Source organism: Roseivirga sp. (assembly GCF_049099775.1).
Lineage (GTDB): Bacteria > Bacteroidota > Bacteroidia > Cytophagales > Cyclobacteriaceae > Roseivirga.
Genome location: NZ_JAGDZM010000001.1, coordinates 316,855 through 336,464 on the forward strand (window position 1 = coordinate 316,855; position 19,610 = coordinate 336,464).

General features: G+C 38.0%; 19 protein-coding genes. 15 read left to right on the forward strand and 4 right to left on the reverse strand.

Annotated elements, in window-relative coordinates:
- Position 1: 1 nt before the first annotated feature.
- A complete protein-coding gene (gene lysS, locus JXQ92_RS01505) occupies positions 2-1,732 on the reverse strand; it encodes a lysine--tRNA ligase (protein WP_421984815.1) in 1,731 nt (576 codons plus the stop codon).
- 149 nt (positions 1,733-1,881) lie between these two features.
- Between lysS and JXQ92_RS01510 the strand changes: the two genes are divergently transcribed.
- Complete coding sequence (locus tag JXQ92_RS01510; protein ID WP_421984816.1) at positions 1,882-2,241, forward strand: BlaI/MecI/CopY family transcriptional regulator; 360 nt, start codon at positions 1,882-1,884, stop codon at positions 2,239-2,241.
- Complete coding sequence (locus JXQ92_RS01515; RefSeq protein WP_421984817.1) at positions 2,234-3,529, forward strand: M56 family metallopeptidase; 1,296 nt, start codon at positions 2,234-2,236, stop codon at positions 3,527-3,529. The genes JXQ92_RS01510 and JXQ92_RS01515 overlap by 8 nt, the downstream gene beginning before the upstream one ends.
- 73 nt (positions 3,530-3,602) lie before the next feature.
- Here the strand turns inward: JXQ92_RS01515 and JXQ92_RS01520 are convergent, their stop codons facing one another.
- Positions 3,603-4,781 (reverse strand): proline dehydrogenase family protein, encoded by a 1,179-nt coding sequence (locus tag JXQ92_RS01520; protein WP_421984818.1) that lies wholly within the window; start codon positions 4,779-4,781, stop codon positions 3,603-3,605.
- Positions 4,782-4,863: 82 nt separating this feature from the next.
- Between JXQ92_RS01520 and JXQ92_RS01525 the strand changes: the two genes are divergently transcribed.
- The 13 genes from JXQ92_RS01525 to JXQ92_RS01585 all read left to right on the forward strand — a co-directional run bounded on the left by JXQ92_RS01525 (position 4,864) and on the right by JXQ92_RS01585 (position 17,716).
- Positions 4,864-5,961, forward strand: coding sequence for a chorismate mutase (locus tag JXQ92_RS01525; protein ID WP_421984819.1), 1,098 nt, complete (start codon positions 4,864-4,866; stop codon positions 5,959-5,961).
- On the forward strand, positions 5,954-6,493 hold the full coding sequence (locus JXQ92_RS01530) for a prephenate dehydratase domain-containing protein (protein WP_421984820.1): 540 nt from the start codon (positions 5,954-5,956) through the stop codon (positions 6,491-6,493). The genes JXQ92_RS01525 and JXQ92_RS01530 overlap by 8 nt, the downstream gene beginning before the upstream one ends.
- Positions 6,494-6,700: 207 nt before the next feature.
- The gene (locus JXQ92_RS01535; protein ID WP_421984821.1) at positions 6,701-7,789 is read left to right on the forward strand and encodes a chorismate mutase; all 1,089 of its coding nucleotides are present in this window, start codon (positions 6,701-6,703) and stop codon (positions 7,787-7,789) included.
- Positions 7,790-7,791: 2 nt separating this feature from the next.
- Positions 7,792-8,826 (forward strand): 3-dehydroquinate synthase, encoded by a 1,035-nt coding sequence (aroB, locus tag JXQ92_RS01540; RefSeq protein ID WP_421984822.1) that lies wholly within the window; start codon positions 7,792-7,794, stop codon positions 8,824-8,826.
- A gap of 1 nt (position 8,827) precedes the next feature.
- The gene (locus JXQ92_RS01545; protein ID WP_421984823.1) at positions 8,828-10,042 is read left to right on the forward strand and encodes a 3-phosphoshikimate 1-carboxyvinyltransferase; all 1,215 of its coding nucleotides are present in this window, start codon (positions 8,828-8,830) and stop codon (positions 10,040-10,042) included.
- Positions 10,043-10,712: 670 nt separating this feature from the next.
- Positions 10,713-10,874, forward strand: a complete 162-nt coding sequence (locus JXQ92_RS01550) for a hypothetical protein (protein ID WP_421984824.1) — start codon at positions 10,713-10,715, stop codon at positions 10,872-10,874.
- A 351-nt stretch (positions 10,875-11,225) separates the two neighbouring features.
- Positions 11,226-12,449, forward strand: coding sequence for a hypothetical protein (locus JXQ92_RS01555; RefSeq protein WP_421984825.1), 1,224 nt, complete (start codon positions 11,226-11,228; stop codon positions 12,447-12,449).
- Positions 12,442-13,428: a hypothetical protein gene (locus JXQ92_RS01560; protein WP_421984826.1), complete on the forward strand. Its 987-nt coding sequence runs from the start codon at positions 12,442-12,444 to the stop codon at positions 13,426-13,428. The genes JXQ92_RS01555 and JXQ92_RS01560 overlap by 8 nt, the downstream gene beginning before the upstream one ends.
- A 193-nt stretch (positions 13,429-13,621) precedes the next feature.
- Positions 13,622-13,906, forward strand: coding sequence for a hypothetical protein (locus JXQ92_RS01565; RefSeq protein ID WP_421984827.1), 285 nt, complete (start codon positions 13,622-13,624; stop codon positions 13,904-13,906).
- A 108-nt stretch (positions 13,907-14,014) separates the two neighbouring features.
- Entirely contained in the window at positions 14,015-15,766 is a 1,752-nt protein-coding gene (locus JXQ92_RS01570; protein WP_421984828.1) for an ABC transporter ATP-binding protein, read from the forward strand.
- A gap of 3 nt (positions 15,767-15,769) precedes the next feature.
- Positions 15,770-16,348 (forward strand): GDP-mannose pyrophosphatase NudK, encoded by a 579-nt coding sequence (gene nudK / locus JXQ92_RS01575; RefSeq protein WP_421984829.1) that lies wholly within the window; start codon positions 15,770-15,772, stop codon positions 16,346-16,348.
- 45 nt (positions 16,349-16,393) lie between these two features.
- Positions 16,394-17,047 carry a GDSL-type esterase/lipase family protein gene (locus JXQ92_RS01580; RefSeq protein ID WP_421984830.1) on the forward strand — a complete coding sequence of 218 codons (654 nt, stop codon included), beginning with the start codon at positions 16,394-16,396 and terminating at the stop codon, positions 17,045-17,047.
- A 159-nt stretch (positions 17,048-17,206) separates the two neighbouring features.
- Positions 17,207-17,716, forward strand: coding sequence for a hypothetical protein (locus JXQ92_RS01585; protein WP_421984831.1), 510 nt, complete (start codon positions 17,207-17,209; stop codon positions 17,714-17,716).
- 30 nt (positions 17,717-17,746) lie between these two features.
- On the opposite strand, the gene JXQ92_RS01590 is transcribed toward JXQ92_RS01585, so the two are convergent.
- Complete coding sequence (locus JXQ92_RS01590) at positions 17,747-18,517, reverse strand: ABC transporter substrate-binding protein (protein ID WP_421984832.1); 771 nt, start codon at positions 18,515-18,517, stop codon at positions 17,747-17,749.
- Positions 18,517-19,587 carry a M42 family metallopeptidase gene (locus JXQ92_RS01595; protein WP_421984833.1) on the reverse strand — a complete coding sequence of 357 codons (1,071 nt, stop codon included), beginning with the start codon at positions 19,585-19,587 and terminating at the stop codon, positions 18,517-18,519. Before JXQ92_RS01595 ends, JXQ92_RS01590 begins: the two co-directional genes overlap by 1 nt.
- Positions 19,588-19,610 lie beyond the last annotated feature (23 nt).

The window sequence follows — 19,610 nt, forward strand, 5'->3', positions numbered from 1 at the left end:
CTTAACTAGCTAACCAGCCTTCAATTTCTTCTTTTGTAGCTGCAGGAACGTCCGAAAGTTTTAATTTCTTCCGCATTCCGCCCATATCGTTGAGCAACTTTCCTACTTTTTGCTCCTTAAGCTGGTCTATTGTAAGAATATTCATTTTCCTGAGTATTGGAATCAACTCAGTTCTAACACCAACATCTTCAAAATCCTTATCCGTTGCCACAGAAGGCACCGTATTTTTCTCTGGCTTCATTTGCGGAAAGAAAAGAACATCTTGGATAGAATTTGAGTTGGTCATGATCATGGATAGCCTGTCAATACCTACTCCTAAACCCGCCGTAGGCGGCATTCCATATTCTAAAGCGCGAAGAAAATCTTCATCAAGTACCATGGCTTCATCATCACCACGTTTTCCTAGCTCTAATTGCTCTTCAAATCGCTTTCGCTGGTCTATCGGATCGTTCAATTCTGAGAAAGCATTACAGATTTCCTTACCATTACAAATGGCTTCGAATCTTTCTACCAATCCCTCTTTGGTTCTATGTTTTTTGGCCAAAGGCGACATTTCTACAGGGTAGTCGGTAATGAAAGTTGGCTGAATTAGTTTTGGCTCACAGTGCTCACCAAAAATTTCATCAATCAGTTTTCCTTTACCCATCGTTTCATCTATATCTACTTTAAGCGATTTAGCTGTATCTCTCAATTGATTTTCGTCCATCTCAGAAATATCAATTTTTGTAAAGTGCTCAATGGCTTCAAACATGGTGAAACGCTTCCAAGGTCTTTGGAAGTTAATTTTGTGCTCTCCCACTTGAACTTCTGTAGTCCCATGTAAGTCCATGGCAACTTTTTCCACCATGGCTTCCACTAAGTTCATCATCCAATCATAATCCTTATAAGCTACGTATAGCTCAACTTGGGTAAACTCTGGATTGTGAAATCTTGACATTCCTTCATTTCTGAAATCTTTAGAGAATTCAAATACACCATCGAAGCCACCTACAATTAATCTTTTTAGATATAGTTCGTTCGCAATACGCAGATAGAGCGTCATGTCTAGCGTATTGTGATGTGTTTTAAATGGTCGTGCCGCAGCGCCACCGTAAAGAGGTTGTAGAATTGGAGTTTCTACCTCTAAATATCCTTTATCAGCTAAGAAATTCCGCATGGAATTGACCAAGTGAGTCCTCTTTACAAAGGCATCTTTTACATCAGGGTTAACCACTAAATCAACATAGCGTTGTCTATAACGTTGCTCAGGGTCAGTAAATGCATCGTGTACATTACCGTCAGCATCGGTTTTGGGCAGTGGCAGTGGCTTTAAAGCCTTAGACAACACCGTCAATTCGGTAACATGAACAGAAACCTCTCCTACTTGAGTTTTAAAGGCATACCCTTTTATACCGATAAAATCACCGATACCTAGGACCTTCTTGAATACGGTGTTATAGAGCGTTTTATCTTCATCAGGACACAGATCATCTCTTCTTAAATAAATTTGAATTCGACCATCTTTATCTTGAAGCTCTGCAAAGGATGCAGAACCCATTATTCTTCTGCTCATTAACCTTCCAGCGAGGGTTACTTCCTTAAACTGGTCAGGATTTTCATCAAACTGATTCTTTATTTCTTGAGAATAGGCTGTTACCTTAAAAGTTTCAGACGGGTACGGATTGATACCTAACTTCTGAAGGGTTTCTCTTTCTTCTCTTCTTAGAATTTCCTGTTCGCTTAAGACTTGCATGGGTCGACGATTTTAAAGTGCGCAAAGTTAATGATTCATGGAGATTTTTTAAACAATTAAATCATTGGTATCAAGGCCTGAAAAAAATTTTCTCCTAAATTTTTAGGATTACTCCTAAGTTCTTCGGACATTTCCTAAAATATTAGGAGATGAAAGAACTTACTAAGGCCGAAGAACAAATTATGCAAGTTGTTTGGTCACATTCAAAATTGTTCATCAAAGACATTGTTGAACTAATGCCTGAGCCCAAACCAGCATACAATACTGTTGGAACGTTTTTGAAAATACTTGAGGGCAAAGGATTTGTAACCAGAGAAAAAGTGGGTAACACTTTTGCCTACTCAGCTGCTGTAAAAAAGAAAATTTATACGCAGAACTTCATGAATGGATTTTTGAGTAATTACTTCGAAGGTTCAGCCGAAAAACTCTTCTCATTTATGGTAGAAGAGAAAAAACTAAACCTGAAACAGGTTGAAGATTTAATGAAAAAACTTAAAGACAATGACTAGTTACTTAATAGAAGCATCGATTTGCCTAGGTTGTTTTTACACTTTCTATTGGCTATTTCTAAAAAGTGAGAAGCTCCTTTCTATTAACAGGGTATACCTGATTTCTACTTCTGTATTGGCGCTTTGTATACCGTTAATGAGCTTTGAAATGCCTTTAGGCTTGTTCAATTCTATTGAAGCAATTGCTACTCAACCTGCCATAGGCACTGCTACCAATACACCGAGTTCATCGGCTGTGAACACTGGCATATCACTGAATACTATTTACATTATTGGTTTAATAGTAGCCTCCATCATTCTAATATTTAAGGTAGCAGCCCTGAAGAAACGTTTAGGCGCAAAATTCTCTTTCAAAAGTAGGAATGTTAATATATCACCCACAGATGGTTTCAATGCCTACAGTTTTTTCAATACTATTTATATAGGTGATGAATTGTGTGATAACGAGAACCTTAAATCACATGTAATTGCGCATGAACTGGCACACATAAAAGGAAAACATTCCCTAGATATTTTCTTCTTCGAAATAGTAAAATGTGTCTTTTGGTTCAATCCATTCAGTTACTTCTACTTAAAGTCAATAAAAATTCAGCATGAGTACATAGCAGATGATCATGCGCTGAAGCTTAGTAGTGCAAAAAATTATGAAAAGTCTCTCTTAGAACTCACCCTATCAAAACTAAATGTAGCTCTAGTATCGAGTTTTAGTGAGCACCCTATTGAAAAACGATTAAAAATGATTCAAAAATTAAACTCAAATGTCATGAAAAAATTCAAACCACTATTCGTATTACCTGTCATCGGCCTATTGGTCATCGGTATTGCCTGTACACCAGAACCAGATGCAGAACCTGCGACAATTCCAGGTGCTGATTCTTCCATTGAACCAGATGTTGAACTTATCACAGAGGAAAGCACCGCTGTCTATGACTCCGTTAGAATCCTTCTTGGTGAAGATAAAAAACCAGTCCTATTTCAGGGGGTACTGTTTGAAGGTGATGAAAAAAGTACTACCACCATCGATATTCTAGAAGAAAATTCAGGAGTTATTTCTTTTGAAGCAGACGTAGTTGTCATTGAAAGTGAGAACGAATGGACAGAAACTGCGAACAATGAAATAGCCGAAGTACCTATTTCTGTAAAAGGCGTGCGTTCCGAATTCATTCACGAAAGACCAAAAGCAATCACTGAATTAAAAACAAACGCTAATGCTGTTTACGAAGAAAAACCATTCAAAGTAGCCACGGTTACTGGTGTTAAAATCGCAGAACGTAAAAAAAAGAACTAAATAAGGAGCAAGCACACAAAAAAGAGGGCTCATTTAAGTGAGCCCTCTTTTTTTATTTTACGGGCATGAGCCTTTATGATTTTCTACGTTTAAGCTCTTTGGTGACAAGCGTAAGTTCTCTACCACTCTGCCCTTTAACTGAGGTGTTTTCAGCTGCACGTCTAATCAAATATGGAATAGTAGCTTTTAAGGGGCCATAAGGCACATATTTGATGACATTATAACCACCATGAGCAAGATTGAATGATATATGATCGCTCATTCCATACAACTGTCCAAAGTAAATCCTATCGTCATCTGATTTTAAACCAAACTCATCCATCAACAAAGTCAATCGGTAATTGGATTCTTCATTGTGCGAACCTGCAAAAAGTCCAATCTCACTCAAATTTTGAATGCAAAATTTACATGCTGCATTAAAGTCATCATCCGTGGAATTTTTAGTTGGCTGTATAGGGTCGCTATAACCCATTGCTTGAGCACGCTCTCTTTCCTTCTCCATATACGCCCCACGAACCAGCTTGGCACCCAATACATAGCCATCGGTAGTAGCTTTTTTATGCATCGATTTTAAATTCTCAAGCATAGCATGGCAATACATTTGAAATGTATAGTATACCACTGCTTTGTCTTTATTATATTTTGCCATCATGCCGATAGTGATATCATCAATTGGCTTTTGAATCCAAGTTTCTTCTGCGTCGATAAGTACCGTTACACCAAGTTTACTGGCCAAGGCACAAATGCGCTCTACTCGATTAACTACTCGGTTATAAGCTACCGATTCTTCATCGGACAACATTTCATTCGCATGAATTTTAGCCAGTAAATCATATGCGCCTACACCCGTAATCTTGAATGCCGCAAACTTCATTACTTCAGACTTTGCAGCTGTTTCTATGGTGCGTAAAACCTCTTCTGTAGTAACATCAAAACCTGCTTCAGTTTTTTCACCTTCTACAGAATAATCAAAAATAGCGCCTATACCGTAGCGCTCTAATTCGTCGCAAGCATCGGAACAGGTGTCTAAAGATTCTCCACCACAAAAGATATCGAAGATGGTAGATTTCACGAGTCCCTTTACTGGAAGACCCGCCGAAAGGCTAAATTTTGTTAGCGAAGTACCTATACTTACTAACCATGGCCATTTCATTGTAGAAAAGATGAAATGACGCTTTTTAAGCGCTTTATCAGACTTTGCCTTGAAAGCAATATCAATCTGATCAAAATTCACAAATTTTTTCAGCTCCATAGGATGAATTAGAAGGCCAAATATAAGTAACAAACATCAAGTCTTTTACATTTGTTATACCAAAGAAAAAACGTTTAAAAGGATGCAAATAGATGGCTTAGAAGGTTGGGCAAAAGACTACATAAAACCAATGGTCATTGCGGGTCCTTGTAGCGTTGAATCAGAAGAACAATTCCGCAAATCAGTAAAACCAATTTTAGAAAAGTCAGACATTATTCGGGGTGGTATCTGGAAACCTAGAACACGTCCTGGTTCTTTTGAAGGAGTTGGTGAAGAAGGACTTAAATGGGTAAATGCTGCCAAAGATGAATTCGGTTTTAAGTTTACTACAGAGGTAGCTACACCCGAGCACATAGAGTTAGCATTGAAACATAAGGTTGATGTTTTGTGGATCGGCGCAAGAACCACAGTTAACCCTTTTAATGTTAGTGAATTAGCAACCGCCCTTCAAGGGGTTGACATTCCTTTACTCGTTAAAAACCCAGTTCACCCTGAACTATCGCTTTGGAAAGGAGCCTTAGAACGATTTTACAAAGCCGGAATCACAAAACTTGGCGCCATCCATAGAGGCTTTCATACCTACGACAAAAACAAATACAGAAATCCACCATTCTGGCAAATACCGCTTGATTTAAAGAGTGAATTCCCTGACCTACCACTTATTTGTGACCCAAGTCATATCGGTGGTTCAAACCAATTAATTGCGGATATATCGCAAAAAGCCATGGATTTGAATTACGACGGCCTAATGATAGAGACGCACTATAATCCGAAAGTGGCTCTGAGCGATGCAGCACAACAAGTCGATAGTTATCAGCTCTTAGATATTTTAAGTGACCTCAACTTAAGAGACGAAAGGTTTACTGACCTAAATCATCTAAGTCAATTAGAACTTATTCGACAACAAATAGATCAGGCGGATAGAGAATTATTGGAAGCCATTGCTATAAGAATGAGCTTAGTTGAAAAGATTGGTGAGTATAAAAAAGAAAACAACGTAGCCATATTTCAAGTCGGTCGTTGGAAAGAAATTTTCAAATCAAGACCTGAATGGGCTAAGAAAATGAATCTCGACCCTGATTTTACCGTTGAAGTGCTCAGGCTTTTACATCAGCAGTCAGTGAAAAAGCAAACTGAGGTGTTTAATAAGGTAGAAGCTAAAACAGACCTAAATGAATAAACTCGGACTACTCGGACCTGAAAACACGTATCACGATATTGCTCGTAAGAAATTTTTACCTAATCTAACACCCACTTTCTTTAAATCTTTCGACGATTTGTTTGCAGCCCTTAGAGCGGAAACCATTAATAAAGCTCTGGTAGCCATTAAAAACAGTACCTCAGGCTTCGTGAATAACAATCTTGATCTAATAAAGTCAAGTGGCTATAAGGTGATAGAAGAATTTGAGTTACCCATTCATCTGTGTCTAGGTAGTTTTCATCAGAACTCTCTCCTTTCGCTGAAAAAAATCTATTCACACCCAATGGCCATTAAAGAAACTCAAGGATTCTTTAGCAAATACAGCCACATTACGTTCATAGCAAGTTCAAGTACATCAGGGGCGATTGACGAATTAAGGAATAACCGAGACCAGTATGGGGCGGTTATCTCAAGTAAAGAGGCGCTAGAAGGCAATCAACTTCATTTGATTTCTGAAAACATTGAAGATTCAGCCGATAATTCAACTACTTTCAACCTGATTGAGAAATAATTCAATCGATTTACCAAAAATTTCTTGAATATGTTTCTGACTCACGTAGAAGATACATATGTTTAATGCATGAACAGATGGACAGCATCATATTATTACTTTTTTTACTTTATGAGAACCATAAGGATGAACCGCTGCCTATAAAGAAACTTAATTAAAACTTTGAGCCCGGTTCGTCAGAATCGGGCTTTTTTTATTTACACTAACATGGATATCGTTGACATAAAAGATTGGGGACTTGGTTTAGATGAGCACCTTTTAATTGCAGGGCCATGCTCTGCCGAAAGCCAACAACAGATTGAAACTATCGCTAAAGGACTAAGAGGCGCGAATGTGGGTTTGTTTCGTGCTGGGGTTTGGAAACCAAGAACCAGACCGGGTTCTTTTGAAGGGATTGGTAACGATGCCCTTTCCTGGTTGAATAGTGCAAGGGAAATACTGAACGTGCCGGTTACTGTTGAAGTGGCGAACACCAGCCATGTGGAAGCAGCCTTGAAAGCTGAAGTAGAAGTTCTATGGATCGGTGCAAGGACAACCGTAAATCCATTTTCTGTTCAAGAAATATGCGAAGCACTTCGTGGCACAGATATTCCTGTGATGGTGAAAAACCCAATCAACCCCGACTTGCAACTCTGGCTGGGGGCAATAGAGCGACTGAATAAAGTGGGCATTCATAAGGTAGCGGGTATTCACCGTGGTTTTTCTGACCCTTACGAAAAACGTTACAGAAATAAGCCTGAATGGAGTATGCCTATTCACTTAAAGAGAATGATTCCTGGCATTTCCGTAATCTGTGACCCGAGTCATATTGCCGGATCTCGAGAAATTATTGCTTCAGTAAGTCAACGGGCCATTAACTTTGGGCTTGATGGTTTAATGATTGAAACCCACAACGACCCTGATAATGCATGGAGTGATGCGAAACAGCAAATTACTCCTGACACGCTGAAAATAATCATTGAAAATCTCAACTTTAGAGAAACACTAGACAAGCACCCTGAAGCGATTAGTGAGCTAGATAAGTTTCGTCAAAAAGTTGACCTTGTGGATGGGCAGATCATCGAGTTACTCGCCGATAGATTTCAAATGATTAAGCAAATCGGTGAGTACAAAAGAGCGCACAACTTAGCGGTATATCAGCCAAATCGTTGGCAAGACGTAATGGAGTCGAGAATCAAAACGGGTACGAATAAGAATATGACAGAAAAATTCATGAAAAGCTTTTTATTTGCGTTACACGAAGAATCTGTCAAAATGCAAGAAGCTCAGTTGAAAGAGGTTAAATCTGCGAATTAAGCATGAGTCAAATCCAAATAGATACTATAGAAACCAGTTTAAAGGACTTTTTTACCAAGGAAAAGCATACCAAAATTGCTGTATTGGTAGATGAAAACACGCGAAAGCTCTGTTATCCGATAATCACCGGTTTTCTACCAGATCATTTTGTGATTGAGATCTCATCGGGAGAGAGAAATAAAAATTTAGAAACGTGCCAACATATCTGGCAAACGCTAACCGACCATCAGTTCGACAGAAAATCGTTATTGATTAACCTAGGCGGTGGAGTGATTGGCGATATGGGTGGTTTCTGTGCCGTTACTTATAAAAGAGGTATCGACTTCATCAATATTCCAACCACACTTTTAGCTGCTGTGGATGCCAATGTAGGCGGAAAATTAGGCATAGATTTTAACGGCCTGAAAAATCATTTGGGTTTCTTTCAAGACCCTAAAGCAGTATTTATAGACCCTATTTTCCTTGAAACTTTACCGAAACGAGAACTAAGATCTGGTTTTGCAGAAGTGATTAAGCACGGACTTATTACAGATAAAGATTACTTCGATCAAGTAGTAACCAAAGGACTAGACCAGCCTAACTGGCATGCTGTTATTGCACACTCAGTGGAGATTAAAAACGAAGTGGTCAAAGCCGATCCTCGTGAAGCTGGCTTACGAAAGATTTTAAACTTCGGACATACAATCGGCCATGCGATTGAAAGCTACTATTTAGACAGTGATAATCATTTATTACATGGTGAAGCTATTGCTATCGGGATGATATGTGAAGCCCATGTTTCGAAGAAGTTATTAAGCCTTGAAATTGAAGATCTCAAGGGAATTTCTAAGCATATTCTCCAAATTTATCCTGACCTTAACATCAACAAAAAAGACTTTACATCAATAATCAGACTGATGTATCAGGACAAAAAGAATGTAAACAACCTTCTCAACCATTCTCTACTCTATGAGATTGGCCGCGCTTCTTACGATGTCTCCGTTGATGAAAAGGACGTAATGGACGCTATGTTTTACTATTTAACACTGAAGCCCTAAAGTGGAGTCGATTTCATTAAAATACTGTTCCGAATTAAAGACGATAGATATTGCTCTGGAAGCCTCTAAAAGTGAGAGCAATAGGGCATTAATTATTAATGCGCTCAGCGGTAATCAATCTAACGTTTCCAACCTTTCCAACGCAAGAGATACTCAAACTATGCTGAGCCTTTTGGCTAGTAACGACAACACTTTGGACGTTTTGGATGCCGGCACTACCATGCGCTTTTTAACAGCCTATTCCACCTTGGGAAATACTCCAAAAACGCTAACAGGCACATCCCGAATGCGAAAACGCCCGATAAAGATTCTTGGAAAGGCTTTAAAGCAAATTGGTGCAAAGGTTGAATACCTCAATAAGGATGGTTTCCCGCCTTTAAAAGTGTCGCCTTTAAAAGAACAAAAGAAAGAATCAGTAAGCATAAAAGGAGATGTGAGTAGCCAATTCATTTCAGCTATTCTTATGATCGCACCTAATTTACCAAAGGGCTTAACGCTCGAACTTAGAGGAAAGATTGGAAGCCGACCATACATCCAAATGACATTGGATATGATGAGGCTTTTTGGCGTGTCATCTACATGGACTAACAATACCATAGAGATAAAACCACAGCCATATCAGTCCTACCCCTATCGAGTAGAATCCGATTGGTCAGGCGCTAGTTACTGGTTCAGTTTTGTCGCTTTAGCAGAGAAAGCAGAAATCAAACTTTTAGGACTTCGCCAGAAATCATTGCAAGGTGATATTGCCATCGTTCGCATTATGAACCAACTCGGTGTAATGAGCACATTTGAAGAGGACGGCGTGTTATTGCAGAAAATAGAATCTCGTAAAGAGATCGAGGTCGACTTCTCAGATTGTCCTGATCTAGCTCAGACTGTTGCCGTAGTTTGCGGTGTAAAGCACATTGCCTGTAAAATGACAGGATTGGAGAGCTTAAGAATTAAAGAAACTGATAGAATTAAAGCGCTTAAGCGCGAATTGAAGAAATTCAGCATAAAACTAAAAGAAACTGAGGAAGGTCTCTGGGAAATCAAATCGAAATTTGAATCAGGACAACCTGAGGTATCGGTAGAAACTTATGAGGATCATAGAATGGCAATGGCATTTGCACCACTTTCTACACAACAAGATATTTCCATTAAAGATCCATCGGTAGTGGATAAATCCTACCCTAGTTTTTGGAATCATGTGGATTTAGCAACTGGCTTATGAAATTTTTGTTATTGTAATTCGAATAATTGAAATATTACTAAATGACTCTTATCTCATTCAAACGCAAACAAGGTAACAGCATCAAGCGCTATTTAACAAAAGTAGGCATCAATAGAATCTAATTTTAGTAGCTTTTTAACAAACTCTTCCTCTAGACCGTTTTGTGATATTCAAAGAAGGTTAATAAACCAAGACTATTAAAGACACTACCTTTGACTAAAATCTGAATGAAGGTCTAGAGTTTTGTACTGATGCAATGGAGTAGCCGTCAAAAGTTAACATGCTCAGACTATTTATAGAAAGATCATGATTATAGTCGTTACACTCTTGCATTATTACAAAACGATTTAGAACCTGCATTTCCTTATCAAAATAGATTCCAGGATCTTCACTTTTCAAACTTGAGGCATAGACTGCTGAATAGCGAGCTTATTTAAACAAAGCATAATCTGCCATAATAAGGTCTCTTCCATGAATTAGCTCGCAAGGTTAAAGAAGGACTTATTTGTTTCATTATCCAAGAAGATCTTTATTTAAATAGCTCTATATTTTTATTCTCTACATTATATTTTATATTTAAGATAAATATAATTTAAACTATAATTACATGAAAAAAAGATGCTTTAATAATTACAAAATATTATCACTATTTACCTTTATTATACTTTGCATGTCTAGTACGATAGGTACTCATGAATCACAAGCAGGTCTGTTTGGAAAATATGGTAAAATAAAAAGAGTAACTATTTCTCCTGATGGTGATTCCGAAAGAAGGTGTATTTATGCGATTTTCAAGAGGGATTGTCTGATTAAAGATTTTAATGTCTACTAAAAATTATAAAACTATGAAAATCACAAAGAAACATTCGATTCTAGTTCTATTCGTACTTACAATCATTACCATTTTTGGCTTTCCAAAGAGTAGCGAGGCCGGACTCTTCGATAGGATGGGGAAATTGAAAGTTATAATAGTCAAAGATAAACCCGATCTAAAAGAACACCATTGTCTCTCGTCCATTTTTGAGCGGTCATGTGATCGACGCTTGTTTAGAAAATGACTAAAAATTAAATAAGTTAAATCAAAGCTATTCAGTAGACTGTTTAGGTAACAAAATCTGTCCTGCATATTTCAAACGTAAAATGTGTCACTGAATAGCTGCTAATTCGAATAAGTCATTTCTCTATGCTGAAGACCTTAGAAAAACAAAACTCCGAACTAAATAATCACCAGACTCAGATTTTTCATTTCATTATTTTAAGAGCTATGATATTTACGACAATTCTATCACTGGAATTAGGATGCTCTTCTAGATTGGACACCTGTGAAGGCTCAAAATTTGAATCACGTTCAAGCTTTGAATCATTAAACGTTCTGCCTACAAGCATCACCGTTCCTGAATCATTTTCTAGCCAACATATGCTATTTGATACATTTCAAACGGAGGGAAGACTCATCTATTACGGTTATAATCAAAGTAAAAACAAAATTGAGTTTTACAATGGTGAAACCTGGTTGGAATCTGAACAACTAGATAAAGATATTAACACCACAATTTCCTCAATATCAATTTCCTCAAAGGATTCTATTTTTCTAACGACAGAGCAACCTCCTCTACTTTTCATGTTGAATGGACATGGAGACGTTGTGAGAAAATGGGATGTATCAAAACCATTTTCGTCAATCACCGATGAGTATTTCTATTTATCAGATGGAAATAATAATAAACCAATTTTCTTAAACAAGGGTAACCAAATAGTTTTCAATTTAACTAGGTTGGACCTTGAGACTAAAAATTTCAAGAAGGATAAAGGTGTTTTTGCCGTATACGACATAAAATCATCCAGCTGGATAAAAAAACCCTTTGGTGATGTCCCCAAAATTTACAGTCAAGGTGAATACCCAAGAGATCTTAGCATACCAGATATTGAATTGGCTGGTGATTTTATCGCTGTGGCGTTTCCATTATCACACGCCATATATTTTTATGATTTAGAACACCTTCACTTAAAGGGAAAGGTATGCCTGGATCAACAACGAACTCCTCTGAATTATAAAGTAATTAAAAATCCTAACGCTCAAGACGAAAGTAATTACTTAATCACCCAACCTTTTTTCTCTGGCTTACACTTTAACCCAGAGACAAATTCAATTGACCGTGTCTATTTTCGCGAACAACCTCTAAAACAGCCAAATGGTCGCTTGAACCTTTTGACTAATCGTCAAATAGAATTTGTTCGAATAAACTTGAGTGATAGTACTTTATCTAATCAAGGATACTCTACGGATAGTCCAATCAATTTCTTGTCAAAATTCACGAGTTCATACAACGGTCAACATTACATTAATTCAACAAACAGCGATAAGTATTTAAGCCTGAGCCAATTCAAATTCATTAGAGATGAATAAATTGATTCTATTCCTTTTATTCTCGGGCTTTCTAATTCCCAAACTAGATGCTCAAGATATTGATTTAAATGGGCTTATATATAGCAACACTTTGGACGATATCACTGAGTTGTCTTTTGATGAAAACGGTCGATACGTCGGAATAATGAAGAACAGATACTTAATACTTTTCGACTCTGACAATACCATAAAAGACAAACTTGACTTACTAAAGGTCAACGTCGGAACCGGTAAGAATTGGTTTTTGGTTCGTAAAATTAGGTTTTCGAATGATACAATCTCAATACTAAACATCAATTCCATCCAAAGTTTCATTGCTAAAAATGATACTCTTGTGCAGATAGGTAGTATTCTTCGCACAACCAAAATAGATGAATTATTCGAATACAAAAGTTCAAGAAGAGGCGTTAAAGCAAGTGAGAAAAACAACTATTTAGGGAAACATAATGATTGGGATTTTGGCTACAACAATATCGCCAAAGGCTCTGGAATGATTGAACCAGAAATTTGGTTGAGTAAAAATGGTGCTCTTAAAAAGAAGAAATTACCTAGAATAAAATTTGATTATAAAAGATCTCAGCTTTGGAAGAAGGACTGGGCTATTATACATGGTGTATTTGATAATCACTTCGAAATTGGAAAGAGTAACATTTACTTTATTTTTCCATTTCACGACAACTTAATAATATTCAATACCATAGACGAAAGATTTTCGGAAGTTACTATTCCAAAAAAGTATGATTCTCAAATATGGTATACATATATAGACCCTATATCCGCAATTCCTTATTTGGTAGTTGAAGAGTATGAATATTTTAAAATCTACTATCTAAATAAAAAATTAGAGTTCATTTTTCTTACCGAGTCGGCTGTCCAGCCTATGGGCATAATCAATAATCAACTCTATACGATTAATAAGCTAGAGGAAGGCAAAAAGAAATACTCCGCACATTACCTAAAAAAGTTACATCGTGATTAAGAAATTCTGTTTAGCAATAACATATCTTCTAATTTTGTCAGGCTGTGATGAAAAAAAGAATAATTATGACCAAGAATTTAATCTTTACCTTGAAGCAACTCACCCGGAAATTCTCAATTCAAATAAGACATCATTTTTATACGTAATAAACTTATTGGCTTGCAGTACTTGTACCCCAGAGCACTTAGAACTTATGAATAACCTGATTGATGTAGATCACATCCATTTTCTTATTGTAGGTGACACAACAACTTATGCCGGAACCAACAAGGCGTTGTTTAAAAACGAAAAACTCTCCTTAGACATCGAAGGTACAATTTTTCAGTATGAAACGAATTTTGGAAAACCATTGATCTTAAAATTGGAAAACTCTGAAGTAAAAAGGGTAGAAGCTCTTGACGACTTTACCTTTCAAAATGAAAAAGAAAGAATCCAAAATTATCTATCCAAACACAATTCTCGCTGTAAAGACTTCTAGCAACGCACCCTTGAAATTGATCCTAATCAAGTGTCAGCTAAATTACTTTCCATATCTTGGAATCAATTTGGTGAACACTTCGTTTAGCCTACATCCAACTATATTTTCATGGCCAAAAAGAAAAAGCTGAACAACATAACCGTAGGGCAAGTATTTAAAACGATAATATGGCCCAAAAGAGGACTACTTTTTATAGGTCTCATCCTTATATTATTAAGAAGTGTTGCGAGTTTGGTACTTCCAGGCGCTACCAGATTTTTAATTGACGATGTGGTAGTGAACAAAGACATGCAGAAGCTATGGCTTGTCATCGTCGTAACTATAGCTGCTATTATTACTCAAGCGGGAACTTCATTTGCCCTCACTAGGCTGTTGAGTGTTCAAGCCCAAAAGCTCATTGCGCAGCTGCGTGTTAAAGTTCAGAAAAAAATATTATCCCTACCCATCAATTATTTTGATAGCACAAAGTCTGGAGCATTAGTTTCCAGAATAATGACTGATGTTGAAGGTGTAAGAAATCTGGTTGGCACTGGACTAGTTCAATTAGTTGGTGGTTTATTGACATCGATTGGTGTATTGTATATTCTAATCGATATGAATGCAAAACTGACAGCATTCGTTATAGCGCCTGTAGTAGTTTTTGGTTTGGTAGCTATGAAAGCCTTTGCCTATCTAAGACCCATTTTCAGAAAAAGAGGTCAACTCAATGCCGAGGTAACAGGTCGTTTGACAGAAACATTAAATGGTGTTCGCGTTATCAAGGGCTTTGGTGCTGAATTACAAGAAATAGCCACTTTTGAAAAAGGCGTAGATGAACTCTATCAAAACGTAAAGAAAACATTAACGGCAACTGCCATCGTAACAAGTTCAGCCACATTCTTACTGGCCGGTGTTGCTAGTACAGGAATTCTTGGTATTGGAGGTTACTACATAATACAAGGCACCATGACACCGGGAGAATTAGTGGCCTTTATCGCTTACTTAGCCGTCATGATTGCTCCGATAGTACAAATGTCGAATATAGGAAGCCAAATCACCGAGGCTTTTGCTGGTTTAGATCGAACAGAAGAAATCATGATGACGGCAACTGAGGATGAAGACCCCAAGCGTACGGTTGAACTTGAAAGCATTAAAGGTGACATAGTTTTTGACGATGTGACTTTCGCCTATGATGAAGGTGTGGATGTGCTTAAAAACATCAAGTTCGATGCACCATCCGGAAGCGTTACTGCTTTAGTAGGGACTTCAGGATCAGGTAAATCGACAATTGCTGGATTAGCCGCCACTTTTCTTACACCAAAAGGTGGAAAAATCACTGTCGATGAAGTGGATTTGTCTACCGTGAAATTGAAAAGTTATCGACAGAATTTAGGGGTCGTTTTACAAGACGATTTCCTTTTTGAAGGTACTATTAAAGAGAACATCCTTTTTCCAAGACCTAATGCATCGGAAGACGAACTAAATACTGCTGTAAATGCTGCTTATGTAAATGAGTTTACCGATCGGTTTGAAGAAGGCTTAGATACGTTAATTGGTGAACGGGGTGTAAAACTTTCTGGTGGCCAGAGGCAACGAATTGCGATTGCTAGAGCGGTTTTGGCAGACCCAAGAGTTTTAATTCTAGATGAAGCTACTTCTAATCTGGATACGGAAAGTGAAACATTCATTCAAAAAAGTTTGTCCGGGTTAATGAAAGGAAGAACAACCTTCGTTATTGCTCACAGGCTAAGTACTATTCGTCAGGCTGACCAGATTTTGGTGATTGAAGATGGACAAATTGCAGAACGCGGAACACATGATGAACTCATTGCTTCCGAAGGCAGGTACTATCAATTATATACTTATCAGGCCAGAATTTAGATTATGAAAGACAGAGTCAATATTATAAGTAAAGACGTTCTTTCCGATAATTGGTACACGCTTCACAAAGTAACGTTCGACTACACTAAAAATGACGGTACTGTTCAAAGACAAGAACGGGAAGCATATGACCGAGGAAATGGTTCAACGATTTTACTCTATAATAAAGAGAAAGGCACCATTGTTTTAACCAAACAGTTTAGAATGTCGACGTACCTTAATGGGAATGAGGATGGCTTTTTAATAGAGGCATGTGCAGGCCTTTTAGAAGAAGACAATGCTGAGGACTGTATCAGAAAAGAAACGGAAGAGGAGACTGGTTATCGTATAACTAATGTTCAAAAAGTGTTTGAGAGCTATATGTCTCCTGGTTCGGTAACTGAAATCCTTTATTTCTTTGTTGCCGAGTATGAAGATATCATGAAAGTGAACGAGGGTGGTGGTACTGACGAAGGTGAAGACATTCAAGTATTGGAACTACCATTTAAAAAAGCTTTAAGCATGATTGACGCCGGTGAAATCAAGGATGGGAAGACTATTATGCTACTTCAATACGCTCAAATAAATTCTTTGCTCACATAAAGCATTTCGAGTTTTTAATTCTCTCAAATTCTTTAACTTAGTTCAATGCGCTTTGGACTCGCTTTTTGCTTACTCTTCTTTTTTGCTCAATATGCTTCAGCACAAGATCCTTCTCGGTTTGCAGAAGAAGTAAATGGTTTTGCTGGCACTGAAGGTAACTATGCGGCAGAACACAGAATATTATTTACAGGAAGTTCAAGCATTCGGTTATGGGTTGACTTTAAAAGCTATTTCCCTGATCATAATGTAATCAATACAGGTTTTGGGGGGTCTGAAACGAGTGATTTAATTCACTTTAAAAAAGAGTTAATCACTAATTTCAAGCCAGAGCAAGTGTTTATCTACGAAGGTGATAATGACATCAACGCTGAAGAGGATCCGGTAGTAGTTCTTGCAGAAATAAGCTCTCTCGTTATTGATCTTATTAAAAAAGATGGAATTGAAAACCTAGTGCTCATATCCGCAAAACCTAGTATTGCCAGATGGCATCTAAAAGAATCATACAAGAAATTCAATGCTGGCTTAGAGCGACTAGCCAGTCTTTCTGACCTAATTACCTATGCTGATGTCTGGACACCAATGCTTAATAAAGATGGGTCTTTAAAGAAAGAAATCTTCATTGAAGACGGACTTCATATGAACAAAATGGGCTATGATCTATGGATTAAAGAGATCGAACCACTGCTAATTAGTAAATAGCCCAATTATTTTACTTCCTGAAAACAGGCCTAAAACAGCCTATAGAGTGTCTATCGGCACTATTCCCTCCTCCCCTCTCTTAATGTGAAATAATTTTTTATGAATATATGTTGAATATTTCATATAAGTTTTTCATCTTTATATCAGTAACCTAAACATATGAAACCATTAGCAGTATATGCGCTGTTTTTGGGCACGGCTATGACGGCCTTTTTCTCTTCACCCAATGAAGAAAGGCCGTCGTACTATGCCCCTCTGGAATCGATACCGCTCGAATCTCCAGTGAAGCTATCGGGAGCCGTTGAGCTACCGACTGAGCTACCGGCCTTCAAGGAAGCGCCCAGTCGCAAATCTTACAATATATTTTTCGAGAACAAGACGAGCCAACCTATGAAGGTGGCTATTCGCTATAAATCATTAGCAGGCGAATGGCAAACTGACGGCCTTACAACACTTCCTCCAGGAGAAAGAAGATTAATGGGAAAATCTGAGGAGAAAACGTATTTCTACCACATCTCTGATAAGAGCAAATCACGTAAAAAAGACAATAAAGAGGCCTTTCGATTTCCCATTAGGGCGAAGTCTAGAAAGAAAGTTGCCTTTGAAAAAGAAGAAATTTGGGAGTGTTACAATAAGCAAGTGTGCAATGCACTTGCTGTGTTTAGGTAACAAGAATGGGGAGTCTGCTGGAGGCTCCCCTTATTCTAACCCTTTGAAATATCGAGGAGCCTTAGCTAAGCGACTTCCATACCAGCTGAACATCTCACCATCTACTAATTCAATCCTTGCATTGGGGAGTACGTTCTGAATTTCGGTAATGTCCCTTCCTTTAAACGGATATGGTTCAGACGAAAGCAGCACAACTTCTGGTTTCAACTTGACAAACTCATCTAACTCAAATACCGGGTAGCGCGGGTCAATCACCACATTTTCAAAACCTGCATAGTTCATCATTTCGTCGATGAAGGTACCAGTACCAGCTGCCATATAAGGCTTCTTCCAAATTAAATAAAGTGCTTTTCGAGGTGCCTTTTGAAGAGACAGGTCCTCAAAATTATTACCAATATTCTCTATCATCTCCTTAGCCAGCGCCCCTTCGCCTACTATCGATCCGACTTGATTTATCATAGAAAGGGCATCTGTTAAGTTGGCAATATCACTCATCCAAACCGGATAGTTTACGGCTAAGGCTTCTATACCCTCCTTCTCATTTTCTTCTTTGTTACCAATGATCAGGTCAGGTGAAAGTTCTTTAATGACTTCATGTCTGTACTGTTTCGTACCACCGACAATACGTTTTTCTTTCCTCCATTCTTCCGGGTGGAAGCAAAATTTAGTGATCCCAACGACGTGACCTCCTAAACCTAAATCATACAACAACTCCGTTTGGGATGGCACTAAAGAAATGATCCGTTGAGGTTTTTTTGGGACATTTACCCTCCTCCCCATCTGATCATCAACCCAAGGCATTATTTCAGATAGCTAAAATCGTGATTGTTAGGAAGCTGGATTAAAAACTCATACATGAGATTAATCACATTGGCAATGTCAGATTCATGTGCTGTCTCTACTGTAGTATGCATGTATTTAAGGGGTAATGAAATCAATGCCGAAGGCACCCCTTCATTAGAATATGCAAATGCATCAGTATCTGTACCCGTTGAACGAGATGCTGCAGAGCGTTGAAAATCAATTTTATGATCTTCGGCTACATTTATAATCATATTAAGCAGGTTATTATGTACTGCAGGCCCGTAGGTTAAAACTGGCCCTTTTCCTGCTTTCTGATCACCGCTGACTTTCTTGTCGTACATAGGGGAATATGTATCGTGACAAACATCAGTGATAACTGCGACATCTGGTTTAATTCTGGCAGCAATCATTTCTGCTCCGCGAAGACCAATTTCTTCTTGCACAGCATTCACTATATATAAACCAAATGGCAGTTCTACATTGTTTTCTTTCAGCCGGCGTGCTACTTCTGCAATCATATAGCCACCAATTCTATTGTCAAGCGCTCTTCCACACCAATATTTGTTATTCAACTTGAAGATTTCGTCTTCGAAAGTGATAACGGATCCGACATGAATGCCCATATCGAGAACTTCATCTTTTGACTCAGCTCCTACATCGATGAATATATTTTTGAGTGTAGGTGTTTTTTCATTTGACCTATCCCTTACATGAATAGCGGGCCAGCCAAACACGCCTTTAACCACTCCTTTATCTGAATGAATATTGACTCTTTTCGAGGGGGCGATTTGGTGATCGCTTCCTCCGTTTCTAATGACGTAAATGTAACCGTCGTCACCGATGTAATTGACAAACCAACCGATCTCATCCGCATGTGCCTCAATTACTACTTTAAAGGGAGCATCAGGATTTACAACACCTACTGCCGTTCCATATTTATCAGTGAAATGCGAATCTGTGAATGGTTTGATATAGTCCAGCCAAATCTGCTGACCAGAGCTTTCAAAACCGGTTGGGGATGCATTATTAAGATATTTGGTTAAAAAAGCTTCGCTTTGCTTATTCATATTTTTTTAGCGTGCGTTCGGCA